The sequence below is a fragment of the Moorena sp. SIO1G6 genome (assembly GCF_010672795.1).
GTDB lineage: Bacteria > Cyanobacteriota > Cyanobacteriia > Cyanobacteriales > Coleofasciculaceae > Moorena > Moorena producens.
On the sequence record NZ_JAAHFZ010000007.1, the window covers coordinates 14,079 to 28,538 of the forward strand.

13 protein-coding genes are annotated in these 14,460 nt (G+C 45.0%); 5 read left to right on the forward strand and 8 right to left on the reverse strand.

What is annotated here, in order from left to right; genetic code table 11:
• The first annotated feature begins 234 nt into the window (after positions 1-234).
• Positions 235-1,227 (forward strand): RpnC/YadD family protein, encoded by a 993-nt coding sequence (locus F6K63_RS08570; protein ID WP_287311697.1) that lies wholly within the window; start codon positions 235-237, stop codon positions 1,225-1,227.
• A 157-nt stretch (positions 1,228-1,384) separates the two neighbouring features.
• Here the strand turns inward: F6K63_RS08570 and F6K63_RS08575 are convergent, their stop codons facing one another.
• Complete coding sequence (locus F6K63_RS08575) at positions 1,385-1,576, reverse strand: hypothetical protein (RefSeq protein WP_287295794.1); 192 nt, start codon at positions 1,574-1,576, stop codon at positions 1,385-1,387.
• Positions 1,577-1,603: 27 nt separating this feature from the next.
• Here F6K63_RS08575 and F6K63_RS08580 point away from each other — a divergent pair, with 27 nt between their 5' ends.
• Positions 1,604-1,903, forward strand: a complete 300-nt coding sequence (locus F6K63_RS08580) for a MerR family DNA-binding transcriptional regulator (protein WP_287295796.1) — start codon at positions 1,604-1,606, stop codon at positions 1,901-1,903.
• 68 nt (positions 1,904-1,971) lie between these two features.
• On the opposite strand, the gene F6K63_RS08585 is transcribed toward F6K63_RS08580, so the two are convergent.
• The 4 genes from F6K63_RS08585 to F6K63_RS08600 form a co-directional block, all read right to left on the reverse strand.
• Entirely contained in the window at positions 1,972-2,286 is a 315-nt protein-coding gene (locus F6K63_RS08585) for a clan AA aspartic protease (protein WP_287311699.1), read from the reverse strand.
• A complete protein-coding gene (locus F6K63_RS08590) occupies positions 2,283-2,558 on the reverse strand; it encodes a hypothetical protein (protein WP_287250508.1) in 276 nt (91 codons plus the stop codon). The genes F6K63_RS08585 and F6K63_RS08590 overlap by 4 nt, the downstream gene beginning before the upstream one ends.
• A gap of 37 nt (positions 2,559-2,595) precedes the next feature.
• Positions 2,596-6,786, reverse strand: a complete 4,191-nt coding sequence (locus F6K63_RS08595) for a HEAT repeat domain-containing protein (protein WP_287311701.1) — start codon at positions 6,784-6,786, stop codon at positions 2,596-2,598.
• A gap of 375 nt (positions 6,787-7,161) precedes the next feature.
• Positions 7,162-7,920: a phosphoadenylyl-sulfate reductase gene (locus tag F6K63_RS08600; protein ID WP_287295834.1), complete on the reverse strand. Its 759-nt coding sequence runs from the start codon at positions 7,918-7,920 to the stop codon at positions 7,162-7,164.
• A 193-nt stretch (positions 7,921-8,113) separates the two neighbouring features.
• On the opposite strand from F6K63_RS08600, the gene F6K63_RS08605 reads away from it, so the two are divergent.
• Positions 8,114-8,296, forward strand: a complete 183-nt coding sequence (locus tag F6K63_RS08605) for a hypothetical protein (RefSeq protein WP_287295836.1) — start codon at positions 8,114-8,116, stop codon at positions 8,294-8,296.
• On the opposite strand, the gene F6K63_RS37710 is transcribed toward F6K63_RS08605, so the two are convergent.
• Both F6K63_RS37710 and F6K63_RS08615 read right to left on the reverse strand, forming a co-directional pair.
• Positions 8,228-8,422 (reverse strand): hypothetical protein, encoded by a 195-nt coding sequence (locus F6K63_RS37710; protein WP_071106925.1) that lies wholly within the window; start codon positions 8,420-8,422, stop codon positions 8,228-8,230. The genes F6K63_RS08605 and F6K63_RS37710 overlap by 69 nt on opposite strands.
• Positions 8,423-9,092: 670 nt before the next feature.
• Positions 9,093-9,572 carry a cupin domain-containing protein gene (locus tag F6K63_RS08615; RefSeq protein WP_131827237.1) on the reverse strand — a complete coding sequence of 160 codons (480 nt, stop codon included), beginning with the start codon at positions 9,570-9,572 and terminating at the stop codon, positions 9,093-9,095.
• A gap of 67 nt (positions 9,573-9,639) precedes the next feature.
• On the opposite strand from F6K63_RS08615, the gene F6K63_RS08620 reads away from it, so the two are divergent.
• Positions 9,640-9,870 carry a hypothetical protein gene (locus tag F6K63_RS08620; RefSeq protein ID WP_287311703.1) on the forward strand — a complete coding sequence of 77 codons (231 nt, stop codon included), beginning with the start codon at positions 9,640-9,642 and terminating at the stop codon, positions 9,868-9,870.
• A gap of 334 nt (positions 9,871-10,204) precedes the next feature.
• Here F6K63_RS08620 and F6K63_RS08625 read toward each other — a convergent pair whose 3' ends face one another.
• The gene (locus F6K63_RS08625) at positions 10,205-12,475 is read right to left on the reverse strand and encodes a zinc metalloprotease HtpX (protein ID WP_008185526.1); all 2,271 of its coding nucleotides are present in this window, start codon (positions 12,473-12,475) and stop codon (positions 10,205-10,207) included.
• A gap of 852 nt (positions 12,476-13,327) precedes the next feature.
• Between F6K63_RS08625 and F6K63_RS08630 the strand changes: the two genes are divergently transcribed.
• Positions 13,328-14,425: a hypothetical protein gene (locus tag F6K63_RS08630; RefSeq protein WP_008185528.1), complete on the forward strand. Its 1,098-nt coding sequence runs from the start codon at positions 13,328-13,330 to the stop codon at positions 14,423-14,425.
• Positions 14,426-14,460 lie beyond the last annotated feature (35 nt).

Here is a 14,460-nt window from a genome sequence, read left to right on the forward strand (position 1 = left end):
TTCTAGAGATTGCTTTCAGCAATTTTAGTATTAATCTCCCCATAATCTGCTCTTTTACTATACAATTTTATACACTGATTACCATGACAGCAACGATATTCATTGTATCTTTGTCGTTAGATGGTTTGTAATCATTCGTTGGCCAAAGGCCACTAGCTGATAGCTGATAGCTGATAGCTGATAGCTGATAGCTAACGATAGTTTTTAGGATTAGTCTAGAATTAAAAAATAGAAATGAACGAACCCATAGCTGACTATGACAATCCTTGGAAAGAAGCATTACAAGCGTATTTTGAGTCATTTTTGCAGTTTTGTTTTCCCCAAGTACACACTCTGATTGATTGGAATCAGACACCCCAAGCCCTTGATACAGAGCTACAGCAGATAGTTGGTGCTGCTGAATCAGGAAAACGAATCGCTGATAAATTATTCCAGGTGTGGCTCTGTGGTGGAAATGAAACTTGGGTCTTGATTCATGTAGAGGTACAAAGCCAAAAAGAATCAACCTTTGCTAAGCGAATGTACCAATATCATTACAGGGCATTTGACCTGTACGAAAAACCTGTGATTAGCTTAGCGGTATTGGGAGATGAAAATGCGTCTTGGTCTCCATCGTCCTATGAATATGGCTTGGGAGGTTGTCGCCTGAGTCTAGAATTTCCGATAGTTAAATTACTCAACTATGAGTCAATGTGGCAGGTGTTGGAATCGAGTACTAATCCCTTTGCAGTAGTGGTGATGGCTCATCTAAAGACCAAAGCTACCCATAAACAACCAATGGAGCGCAAGCGATGGAAGTGGTACCTAGTTCGGAGACTTTTTGAACGAGGTTATAGTAAAAACGATATAGTGAAGCTGTTCCAGTGTATTGACCAAATGATGGCTTTACCGGAAGAGTTAGAACTGGAGCTGAATCAACAACTTGAACGTTATCAGGAGGAAAGACAGATGCCTTTGATTAGTCGAGTCGAAGAAAGGGCAATGAAGAGGGGTCTGGAACAAGGACTTCAACAAGGACTTCAAGACTATCGGGAAGGTTTTCAAGAGACAGTGGTTAAAATTTTACAAAATCGGTTTGAATCGGTATCACCAGAATTGGTGGCAGCGATTAATGGAATAGAGGATATCTCTGTGTTGAAACAGTTGATTGATCACTCTCTTAAAAGTAACTCCCTTGAGGAATTTGAGCAGCTATTGGCACAACATCAGGTTAGTCAGGAGAATTGAAAAGTATGGAAACGGGCAAGATGCCCGTTCCACGCCTGATGCCCATTCCACCAATTTGATGTAGGGTGGGCAGTGCATCAAAAAGATAAAATTAGCTGCGGCATTGGGTGTTGCTAGGCACTGCCCACCACGGAATTAATCACTTGCAGCCACTGTATTAATTAAGTGATGGCAAGACCGGAATAGTTAAAAGAGAAGTTATGGAAATGCGATCGCGTAGCGTGACCTGCATGTCAATCACAAATGCGATCGCCTTTGGCGCGGCTTCGCCGATCGGCAAAAAATAGAAGTATTTTTTTAAAGCAATTCCCGGCAATTCCTTGCAATTACCGGCAATTTCTGTGATCATCTATAAAGAATCGCGCTAGCAGAGACTATGAGATATGTCCCACCCAGGAAAGCCCGCGAAATCCTCGGAGTGTCTGAACGAACACTCAGGTACTGGGAGCAGGAGGGTAAAATCAAAACCATTAGAACCCCAAGTAACCAGCGACGCTATGATGTCGATTCAGTGCTTGGAGAAGTCAAGAACAAACCAACAATCATCTACGCCAGAGTCTCTACCAGAAGACAAAAACAAGACCTCGAAAGGCAATCGGCGTTCCTTCAAGGGAAATTCCCGAACGCGGAAGTCATCAAAGATATCGGGTCACACTCACCTGATGGGAATAGTTAAACACAGGGAAATGATTATAATGCTTCGATTATGACAGTGCCACCTTCCACAGCTTGAATCCGCAAGTCTTAGCCGTAAAGTAAACTCATTCCGACCAATGGATCAGTTTCAGTTTCATTGACAGGAATGCTTCGGTATTCACCATCCCAGATTACAGTTGCCGCATATACCTCGAAGGTGGCTTCGCTACCATCACCCAAAGTTCCTCGCTCAACTCCAGTCCAAGGCAAATTTAGGGCAATGATGGTTTGGCGGGGCAAGCTTAAGAAACCTGTATAACCAGTATCAATGACAGCGTCAATCACTCGCCTTTGGGAATTTTCATTACCAACGACTAGCCGAATCGTTGCCTCACAGTTTGTATTTACTACACCGTACATCATACATGTTGTTTGAGGCTCCGTGCGCCGAAACGGTGAACAGCTCGATGCCCAATCCGAACAATCCAAGGCTGGGCATTTGGGAGTCGCTCAAACAAACCATTTGTAGCACTGAGAATATCATCAGCCAGCTCAAACTGCCCAGTTTCAATGTCGATCGCTACGATTCTGCCATGATTGCCTGGTTCAACCAAAGGGCTTACTTGACTCTGATAGATGTAATCTCCACGCCTAGCAAATTCTTCTTTGCTATAGCGAGGTTGCCGAACTACCATTGGTTTGACCTCTGTTCAAGATTACCGCAGACCATGATTATAGCCTGAACTTAATGGAATAAGAATCCAAACCACTTTGTCCCGGACCCTGAGTCCACCGTGAATCAGGTTTCCAAGCACCATCGGCTTCTTCCCGGCGGCGAGTCCGGACAGTGAGCTGATTACCGTTAATTTTCAGCAGATTATATTGCCAGGGATAACCGGTTACTAGTTCTTTGGTCGGTGCGCCAAAGGTGCCAGCACAAATTCCATGGAGTTTGCGCCCATCTTGGCTTAGGTCGTAACGGAAAAGGCTGGTTTCAGCTTTGTGGATGTGTCCATGCAGGAAGAAGCGGAATCCAGCAACGGCTAGTTGTTCGATGAATCCTTGGTCAGTAATGCTATCGCTTCCGCTACTATTCAGGGGATGGTGCCAAACCGCTATTTTCAGGCAGTTGTCATAGTCTGGGTTACGGCGAATCTCGGTTATGGCATTGCTCAGAGCAACTGGGTGGATGCTAGCACGGTATTTGAAGTGGTGGTCCAGTTGCCAAGCGGAGTTTAGTCCTAGAATCAGCAGGTTTTGCTCTGGGAGATGGTCGATAATGCCTTGCTGGTGATAGTCCAGGGGATAGGATTGAGCTTTGATGGCTTGATAGAATTGGCTGAAGTGGGCAAAGCGTTTTTGGTATTTAGCGTCATCTCGGACTCGAATCACCTCATCAGTGACTTTGATGTAGTGACCGTCTTTTAGTTCACCGTCATATTCTTCAAGATCCCATAACTGATAAGCCTGCTTTGCTAGTGTCCAATTGAGGTCATGGTTACCGGGAACTAGAACAATTTGCTTGGGGTCTAGGGGGAAGTCTTGGTGGAGGTTGTCGAGAAACTGTTGTGCAGCGTCGTATTCTTCTGTAGTGGAATAATTGGCAATATCACCGGAGAGGATAAGAGCATCAAGGTGAGGGATTTGAAGGTCTTGCTTGAGGTCTTGGGCGAGTTGGTTTGACCAACGGGTAGCTTGGTCAGGGGTGGTGATGTGGAGGTCCGAGAGGTGGAGGATGTATATGATTTGAGTGGCAATAAATTTGGGAGGATCGGGTTTGGGAATTGGTTTGGGACGATAGCTTGGGTTGTAGACTTGGTAGCGCTCTTGAATGGCGTTAATGATATTTATAGTTGTCTTAAAAAGATATTTATCATTAGTTGCTGCAAATTCTTCGTTGTTCAGGCGATTAATCAGTTTAGAAATAGTGGCTTCTGTGCCAATTTTTTTCAGAGCATTTGCGGCACTCCTACGCACATCTGAGTCGTGATCATCCAGCAATGTAATTAAGGGGTCGATGGTGGCTTCTGTGCCAATTTTTTTCAGAGCATTTGCGGCACTCCTACGCACATCTGAGTTGTCATCATCAAGCAATTTAATTAAGGGGTCGATGGTGGCTTCTTTCCCGATGTTTCCCAGAGCTTTTGCCGCAATCCTACGCACACCTGAGTTGTGATCATCCAGCAATTTAATTAAGAGGTCGATGGTGGCTTCTGTTCCGATGTTTCCCAGAGCATAGGCCGCACGAATACGGACACCTGAGTTGTGATCATCCAGCAATTTAATTAAGGGGTCGATGGTGGCTTCTGTCCCGATTTTTCCCAGAGCTTCTGCCGCAATCCTACGCACATCTGAGTAGTCATCATCCAGCAATTTAATTAAGGGGTCGATGGTGGCTTCTGTCCCGATGTTTCCCAGAGCTTCTGCCGCACTAATACGCACATCTGAGTAGTCATCATCCAGCAATTTAATTAAGGGGTCGATGGTGGCTTCTTTCCCGATTTTTCCCAGAGCATCTGCCGCACTTTCACGCACACCTGAGTGGTCATCATCCAGCAATTTAATTAAGGGTTCGATGGTGGCTTCTTTCCCGATTTTTCCCAGAGCATCTGCCGCACTTTCACGCACACCTGAGTGGTCATCATCCAGCAATTTAATTAAGGGTTCGATGGTGGCTTCTGTCCCGATTTTTCCCAGAGCAGATGCTGCACTCCTACGCACATTATAGTTATCATCATTCAGCAATTTAATTAAGGGGTCTATTGTGGCTTTTGTCCCGATTTCTCCCAGAGCATAGGCCGCAGTATAACGGACAGAATAGTGGTCATCATTCAGCAATTTAATTAACGGGTTGATGGTGGCTTCTGTCCCGATTTTTCCCAGAGCTTCTGCCGCACTAATACGCACATTATAGTTATGATTATCTAGCAATTTAATTAACGGGTCGATGGTGGCTTCTGTCCCGATTTTTCCCAGAACTTCTACCGCAAGACTACGCACATAATAGTTATCATGATCCAGCAATTTAATTAAAGGGTCGATGGTGGCTTCTGTCCCGATTTTTCCCAGAGCAGATGCCGCAATACTACGCACATTGTAGTTGTTATCATTCAGCAATTTAATTAAGGGGTCGATGGTGGCTTCTGTCCCGATTTTTCCCAGAGCATAGGCCGCACGAATACGCACATTGTAGTTGTTATCATTCAGCAATTTAATTAAGGGGTCGATGGTGGCTTCTGTCCCGATTTTTCCCAGAGCATAGGCCGCAATACTACGCACATTGTAGTCGTTATCATTCAGCAATTGAATTAAGGGGTCGATGGTGGCTTCTGTCCCGATTTTCCCCAGAGCATCTGCCGCAATCCTACGCACATCTGAGTCGGGATCATCTAGGCATTTACTTAGTTCAGGTATCGCTTTTTCTGATGGATTTATTTCCAACAGTTCAACCTTAAGTAACTTCGGGACCTCTAACCCAACCACCCACCCAACAGTCTGCTCCTGAAACTTGAGTTTTACTGCTCCTGCTAACCTGGCTCCCAGTTGCAAATCCACATCTAACCCTAACCTTACCACCCGCTTTGCTTGCTTTTGATTGTCTAGCAATTGCAGCATCAGCACCAGAGGTTCTGTCCATTTTAAATAATTGAGATACTTCTGTTGCAAGTCCTGATCACTAAGGTTTGGTAATTGCTTCAATAAATATTCGGCTGTATAGTATTCTTGGATCAGTTGGTGTCGAAACTCAATCAAGTCTCCTGATTTTTGAATCAAGTGATGGTTTAGCAAGTCATCAAGCCAATTCTTGGCGCAAACATTAGGATTGACAACAGCTTTATGACGTAGATAGTTAGTTAAATTTTCCTCGGCTTTGGTCTTGGTAATAGCAACGCTGATCTCCTCGGGTTTATCAGGGTTATCCCCTTTTGTCATCTCAAACCCTAACTGTTGCAGTAGCTCAGGCCAAAATTTTCTTGATTTATGATCGGAAACCTTAACATCTTGCTTGATTTGCTTAGAATAAGACTGGGTAAAGAAGCGAAACACTAAACCCAGATTAGACGGTATCTTACCTCTAGACTTAAACAGGTCACATAGCATCATCAATAGTAGGGGAGTTTGCCCAAATTCCCGTAAGCGATCGCCCAACTGCTGGAGCATCTGCTCCCCCTGTTGTGGCAAATACTTGCGGACAAACTCCGACATTTGGGCTGCACTCAAGGGTTGCATTTGCAACTTCTTCTGAATCCCCAAGTCACCACCAACTCCTAAATCCCTAGTGGTGAAAATCATGGGAGTAGTTTTCTGGTAATCCTGCCGAAACTGAGTCAAATCTAGGCGTGCTGCTTCTGAGGGTAGTTCGTTTACCCCATCGATCAGTAACCAGAATTGTCCTTCAAACAATAGTCTTTCGATTTCGGTAGAGTCGAGGAGTACACCATGGCGTTTCAGAAAATTCCGTACTAAATCCAGTACCGATGTCTGGTAATATCGCAGTTCCACCAGCACCGGAATTCTCCCTTGTATCCCTTCATCTGCCAGCAATTGCACTAAGGCTGTGGATTTGCCGGAACCGGGACGTCCCACTAGTAAAACATGGTCATCAGCATACTTGAGCAATCCTTCTAGGACAGGCAAGCGTTCAGTTTCTTCCCGATTCTGGTTTCTTTGTGGCTGCTCCGACTTTATGGTTTCCACCATTAGGTCAAAGTTGAACACCATCGGGGTCTGTTGCTGCTGCTTGGGCTTGCGGTCTTCGACATCGCTTAGGGTATAAACTTGCCACCTTTGGGCGTAGGTGTTACGGATTGATTCTAGATAGGGATCCCAAGTGACCATTTTAGGGTTGAATGGGGTTAAAGGTTGTTCGCGTAGCGTGGCCTTTTGGCCAAGGTTGAAGGTTGAAGCAGAATGCGATCGCATAAGCGCGGAAGCGAAGCTTCATCGCGTAGCGTGGCCGTAGGCCAATCGCATGATTGTAGAGGCACTATTGAAGTAGAATGCGATCACATCTGTGATAGTAGCAAACTGGCTTGATGCCAGTTCCACCAATTAGTTGTAGAGGCATGATCGGAATAGTAAGCGTACGCATCTGTGATAGTAGCAAACCGACAAGATGCCAGTTCCACCAAGATGTCCCCAAACTGGCTTGATGCCAGTTCTACCCATTATTTGTAGAGGCACTATCGGAATAGTATGCGTACACATCTGTGATAGTAGCAAACTGGCTTGATGCCAGTTCTACCAAGATGCCCGCGTACGCATTCCAATTCCCTACTCCCTACTCCCTGTTCCCTATTACAGAGAGCTAGAATCAAGACTTGCAGCTTCACCAGGAGTTTCAGGCAAGTGTATACCACACTCTTGCTTAAGGCCATGAAAACGGGTATCCCGTTCATCCTGATCATCAAAGGATAAAGGTCGGCTGGAATGCCAATCACCGACGGTTGTATAACCTTCATCAAACATGGGATGATAGGGTAAATCATGAGCTGTGAGATACTTATAGATATCCCTAGAGTGCCAGTTAAGAATTGGCAAAATCTTATACTGCTCTGCCTGCTTGTTAACCCAGCCCATACTCTTGCGGTGGTCAGTCTGTTGCTTGCGCAATCCTGCTAACCATCCCGTTGCCTTCAGTTCCCGCAAAGCGCGCTGCATCGGTTCCACCTTGCGGATCTGGTCGTAGCGGTTGAGGGATTCTACATCCTGCTTTTCCCAGAGTCTGTCATACAACGCTTCCATCCGTGCTGGACTCATGGCAGACTGGTATACTTTTACATTCAACTTGAGCCGTTCGATCAACTCCTCGGCAAATCGATAGGTTTTCACCGGTAGGTAGCCCGTATCTATCCAAATTACCGGTATATCTGGAACGACACTAGTGACCAAGTGCAGCATGACCGCTGACTGGATCCCAAAGCTGCTACTCATCACTAAGCCATCACCAAAGGTTTCAGCTGCCCATTCTACGATTTTGGTAGCGCTAGTGTCAGTCAGTTGCTGATTTACTGCTTCCAAATCCAGCTCAATTGGGTTTGATGTCACCCCGGTCATGGGGTCTAACTGCTGAGATTGGAGCTGGTTTGTTTTCCCATTCCCATCGAGGTGATCAGGGCTTTCGATAGGTGCAGCCTGTTGATTTCCAGAAGCTTGATCAGAAACGATCAGATTCAGTCGCGGCATGGTGGTAGTGTCTTGTTTTTACTCTGGATATATTGTTATGGTAATTTATTTGTGAATAATCTCTTTGGCAAGAGGCAAGAGGCAAGAGGCAAGAGGCAAGAGGCAAAAGGCAAGAGGGAACGCTGATCTGACTCCCGATTCCCGACTCCCTACTCCCGACTCCCGACTCCCGATAATCCTAAGAGTCTTCTTCAGTTATCGGCTCCCCGATATCAAAGATAATCACAAAGTTCGCATCGGGCATTAGCCGTTTCAGAGCCTGCATATGACCCTCCGCATCGGATCGTTTACGGAACCGAGCAACAATTACTCTTTGCATCTTGGGCAATAGACGCACCACCACCCATGGATGTAGGCGTTCAGCATAGGACATAATTTTATGTATCTCCTGTTATAAGGGGTCCTAGAGCCAGCCTTCAGCCTGGAATATCTTCAGGCTGGCTCTTCCCGTTGAACGTTTCGTTTAACGTCTGGGGTAATTTTATTATAACATAAAAAATTTTCTATTATAACATATTTTGAAAATATTTGTAACAAATTTTGGAGGGAACAGGGAACAGGGAATAGGGAATAGGGAATAGGGAATAGGGAATAGGGAATAGAGACTCAATTGAGAATTTCTAGATATAAAAAAACCAGCCATTGAGAGGGGCTGGTGATACTTGCTGTGTTGGGAGGAGAAAACCTAGGGCCAATACGCTTACAGTGTGCCTTTATCCTTGGCTGTGAGGTCAAGGTTTCAAGGACGTAGTGATCCTTGGGTAATCAGTTATGTAAACAAATGTAACGAATATTTAGGAATAACGCAACATTTCTTAATGTTTTTTTCGGGAGTCGGGAATCGGGAGTGTGGGGAGTGTGGGAAGTGTGGGGCGCGGGCGCGGGGAGATCGGGAGATGGGGGAGATTTTTATTAAGGGTAATTGTCATAAAATGATATTAGCTTTCTATGACCGAAGAGTGTTTTTGCATCCATTGAAATGCACCCTAGAAACTGACGGCTGACCGCTGACCGCTTACCGCTTACCGCTTACATTTTATTCTTCACTTTTCCGGTTCAATTAAAATAGTTTTTGGTTGCTCAACATCAAATAGGGAAGCGGACAGAAGAATAACTGGTTTGTTTGTTTTGTTTTCACCATAGTGAACCATTCCGCTCGATTCAACTAGAGAATCTCCAACCGTTAGTTGTGTAGTTTGCCCTGCTTGCAGAATTAATTCTTTGCCATTAGCTTTCCTTACTTTAGCCTCTCCTTTCACAACAGTAAACGTTAACGTGCCAGCCTCTACTAGTGCAATTTGCATGCCGGTATGAGTATGAGTAGGCAGTTTTGTTCTGGGTTTGATGGTATGGCGAATAAGTTCCAGAATTTCCTTTTTTTCTTGAGTCGGATAACCACTGCCTAAAACGTCACTTGTAACCGATTGAGTGTAACTATTGGGTGAGGAGGTTTCTTGACTGTTAACAACTACACATCCAAAAGCTAGGATGGCTAATGGTAAAATTATAGACAGTTTTTTCATACTATAGTGTTTGGATTTTGGTTGTGAATACATGAACTAGAAACATGGTCTAGCAACTATCATCCCAGTGATTGATCCGTTCTGCGACCCTGCCGACCCTACATCTATATCAACCCCATCCGATGGTGGGCAGTGTCTAGAAACTATCATCCCAGTAATTGATCCGGTCTGTTCACTCCCTACATCAACCCCATCCGATGGTGGGCTGCTCTACTATTCCGATGATGGGCAGTGTTTAACCCAGCACCTTACGCAACTATGGTGGGCAGTGTATAGCAACTATCCTCGCAGTGATTAATCGAGTCTGATACACTGCCCACCCTACATCAACTATTCCGATGCTGGGCTGCTCTACTATTCCGATGGTGGGCAGTGTTTAACCCAGTGGTGCGTTACGGGGGGGACTTTCCCAAGGCTGGCTACGAGGTTGAAAATGACGGCGAGCCCCCCTAACGCACCCTACGCAACTATGGTGGGCAGTGTATAGCAACTATCCTCGCAGTGATTAATCGAGTCTGATACACTGCCCACCCTACATCTACTATTCCGATTCCCGATTCCCGATTCCCGATTCCCGTTCCCCTCCTGGGAGGGGTTAGGGGTGGGTTCCGATTCCCAATTCCCTAGTAATTTCAGGCTCCCACTTGGGAAATCAGATAAGCGCCGGATAGGGCTGCTACTGTGGCGAGGATGGTAATCCAAATGGGATAGTAGCTGCGAATTGGTTTATCTCCTTCGATACTGATGGTTTCAATATCAATCCAGGGATTAACACCCCGGCGAAACCAACCGGTGACGATTACGGTCTGGTTAACTAAATTACTAACACGGGTGGGTTGAGGTAGGATATTACCTAGTGGTCCGAGATAGGAACAGTAGTTTAGTCTGACTAAACCTGTCGAGGTTTGTAATATTAAATCTTGTCCGAGCCAATTGCGTAATCCCGAACGTCCTAATAGTTTTCCGCTTAAGAGAACAGGACGACTATCGGGAGGTAGAGTAGCGTTAGTGGCGAAATAATCTCCTAAGTCGGGGTCAGTACCGATATTGGTAGGTTTGAGGTCGGGAAAGTAATTATTAATCCAGAGAAAGACACTGATACTAAAGGCAATTAAGATACAAGCATCGATAAAGGAATTGGCGTTATGTAGCCAAATTAACTGCCAAATGTCGAACATGTCAGACAGTTTACCAATCATCCAAAGTATCCCTCTTAATGCTGCGCCCATAATTACGCCAAAAATTAGGGTACTTTGTAGCAGGGGTAAGGCTTTGTAACTGTTGCTGAGTTTAGAGAAAAATTCAGCTCGATTGCGACTGGCAGGAATTAAAGCTGGTAAATCTAGTTCGGCATGAAGCTTGAGAAAGTGGGCGTAGCGCTTAGGTAAATGTAAACGTTCTCCGAGTAGGGGATGGGCAGAGTTGATGATTAACCAGTAGCGGTAGGGATTAGTACAGTCCCATTTCAAGATGTCTTCAAAGGGGGTGGTGGGGGAAAAACTGCCGATAACCATGGCTTGCTGATAACCGACGGGGAGTAAGACATCAAAGCTTTCTAATAGCCCACTGGTTTGGCCGGAAATTTGGATGTCTTCGCTTATCCCTAGGGCAATTTTTAGTAAGGCGCGGGTCAAGCCATTGGGATTACCTGTGGTTGAGATGGCGATGCGATCGCTATAGTAAACCCTAGCTCTAGATAACCATAGCAGGGGTAAGCTCAATACCCAATAAATGCTGTAACTGAGGGAAGCAACAGTACCAGTAATTCCTAAAAGGATTGCGCTTAACCATCCCCTAGCACCAGGTAATTTAACCAGTAGTAATTCCTTTAGCTTCTCTGCCCACTGAGGGATTTGCCAATAGATAGTGTAAGGGATTTGAATAATTAGTACCCCTAGGGACATCAAGATGAAATCCCGATTGATAATATGTCCTAGCTGACCGGCGTAGATGTTGGCAATTTCATCATCTTTGAGCTGGTCTAATAATCCCTGACTAACTACAATCCGAGCAGTGCGAGGTAAGTTACCATAGGTCAGGGCTACGGTGGCGTCTGTGGGTAAGACTTTTAAGCTCGGTAAGGGCAGACGACGTTTGCGGCAAACCTTTTGTATAACTTTAGCGGATTCTGGATGGCGGGAAGCTAGTTGGGTCAAGGATAGGGCTTCAAGACCATGAAACTGCTTTAGCAATCCATCCATTAACCAGGGCGATAGGATAAATAGGATGGCTAAGGTAATTTCTAGGGCTACGGTTGGGTCACGGTATAACAATTGGAAGGGTTGGAACCAGGGTAACTCTACCAAGATGGAATTGATGGTTTCCATGGCGAATTCCACTAGAACCCGCAGTAGCCAGAAAAATGCGATCGCAACCGTGATTGCGACTAACCACAACCGTTCCATCTTGGCAGATTTCAGGGGATGCCAATGCTGTGCTCGTCCACAGTTGCGCCATCGAGGACGAGGAGTGTAGAGGGTGGGAATATCCGGGGGAGAGTAGGGAACTGGTAATAGGGAAGAAGATGAAGCAGTCTGGTTTGGTTTACGGCTCAGTTTCAGTGGGCTAGAAGCCTGATCCTCTAGGGGGGTAAACCCTGTGGCATCAGTAGGGGATTTAGCAGCAACCGGATACTTGGTAATTAACTCAGCCTCAGTTTTAGCTGCCCATTCCTGTATCTGGGGGTCAGGGTGTTCCCTCAGGTGTTGGCAAAGTGCGATCGCTTTTTCTGGCTGACCATGCTTAGGATAAGCCTCGACTAGGGATTGAGAGGCTTCCGTCACAATGGAGTCATCCAACTCCATCTCACAGACACCTTCTAAGTGTGCGATCGCATCCTGGTAATTGCCCTGTTTGAGAGCTGCTAGACCAGCTGCCAGAGTTGGATTAGGAATAGATGCCATGAGGTTAAGAGTGTTTGTCCCTATCTTCCTTTAAGATAACCTTGGGCTACGGATTTGATCGCGCCTCAGTTCGATGTAATGATTTCACAGGTGTTGAGCAGTAGGCACGATCCAGACTTCAGTAATAATATAGCTTTTATGAATAGGTCATAAAAACTTAGGCTCATTTAGCCTACATCAAAAAATCCTCGAATATCTTTCCTAGTCTTAGCTGGTCTTTGATCCGAATTTTTATTGCTCCATCATCTTTTGTTTACATTTCATTTAAAAACCATAATAGCCCCATTGATTAGGGTGTATGCTAATATTTTTTGCTGCTGAAATTAAGGATTAATGATTGAAAGCATCAGCCTCTACATCAGCCTCTACATTCACAACGTATGGGTGAATTTTAGATTTTTTTTTGAAAAAAAAGTGGGGTTATAGGATAGCTTAATTATACCATAATTAAGCTACGCATGATAATGATATGTTGCTATAAACAACGCTTTTTCAGGGTGGAAAAATAATCTTTAAGCTGTTATTTTGTTACAAAAACGTTATTCCTTCGTAAATTAAGGAGTATATCTAGCGTTTATCGCCGTTATGAGGTACAGTATTCTTTGACGTTGATTCCCTGTTTTGATGCAGCGCATTCCTATTCCCTGTTCCCAGATCCGCTGTTCCCTAAAATCCCGAAATTTTGTACCTCATAGCTAGGATAATTGCTAGGAGGTACCTTTATTGATCCAATTCAGTGTGATATACTCATTTGAAAGTTGTGATCAAGGGAATGCATAATGTTAAATTACTAATCCAAGGGCTAGATAAATTACCCCGATTTATCCCATTTAATATTAAGGACATCATGCCATGACTTCACAAAATCCAATCCCGCCACAGTTAGGTGAGATGCCAAACCCAGAAATTCAGTCCACGGATAAAAATCCGTCTACTGAAGCACTAATAGAAGAAGGTGTTAACCGCATCGTCACCGAGATTGTTGATTCAGCGCTAGCACGGATTAGGGACCAGCAAGAGCGGCAACTAGTGCGCGATGGTATTGCTGATATCCTCGGTAACACACTCCAGGAATTGGTTGAGGAAAAACTGAATCAGCAGCAATCTCAGATATCCATGGTTGGAGGCATGGCTATCGGTGATGCTGTTAATACCGGTATTAATGCCGCCAAGCAAGTACAAGACCTAGGCTTTGTGGAGTTTACTGCTGGCTTAATTAACGGTACTTTCGATGCTATTATCGCTGCGACAATCAGACAGATCGAAGCCTATGCTGAGCTGGTTGCTAACCTAGCCAAAACCCTCAAGCAGTTTGAGGCTGAGAACGTCTCTGATGCGGAGATTAAGGCACACCTTAATGAAAACTACCCGGATGGAAATGGCGGCACTCTTGTACGGGCGAACTATATATTTCCAAACACACCTACAGACCAAAACACCGGCAATCCTGGCAAGGCTGGTGTTACTAAATTAAAGGAGGTAGCAAGAGCATTAGAAGCAGAAACGGTCAACCTGGAACAACCCCTTAAACTCACTATCACACCAGAGCAGAAGAATTCTTTCACAGTTCCTCAAGTCCAAGTAATTCGTCGCAAACTCTCTGAGTCACTGGCACAGAGCTTGATTGATCATCTCCGGGAGATGGCACGGCAGGGTATGGCACGGATTGTGATCACCGATGGTGAAATCCTTTCTAAACTTACCTTTAACGTTACTGCTACCGAAACAGAAACTAGACGAAAAAGCGAGTACGACCGTTTACAAGCTGGCGCTTCTATCCGAGCCAGTGCTAGGTGGGGATGGGGTCGTGCTTCTGTTGGAGCAAACTTCAACAAACTAAAAGTCAAAGCAACTAATGAAAGTTCATTTGATAACGTCACCATGAGTACTGAAATCATTGGTCAGGTTAAAATTCGCTTCCGCACCGAGACCTTCCCAATAGTAGAATAAAACGGATAAATTGATTACCTAATCACTTAAGTATT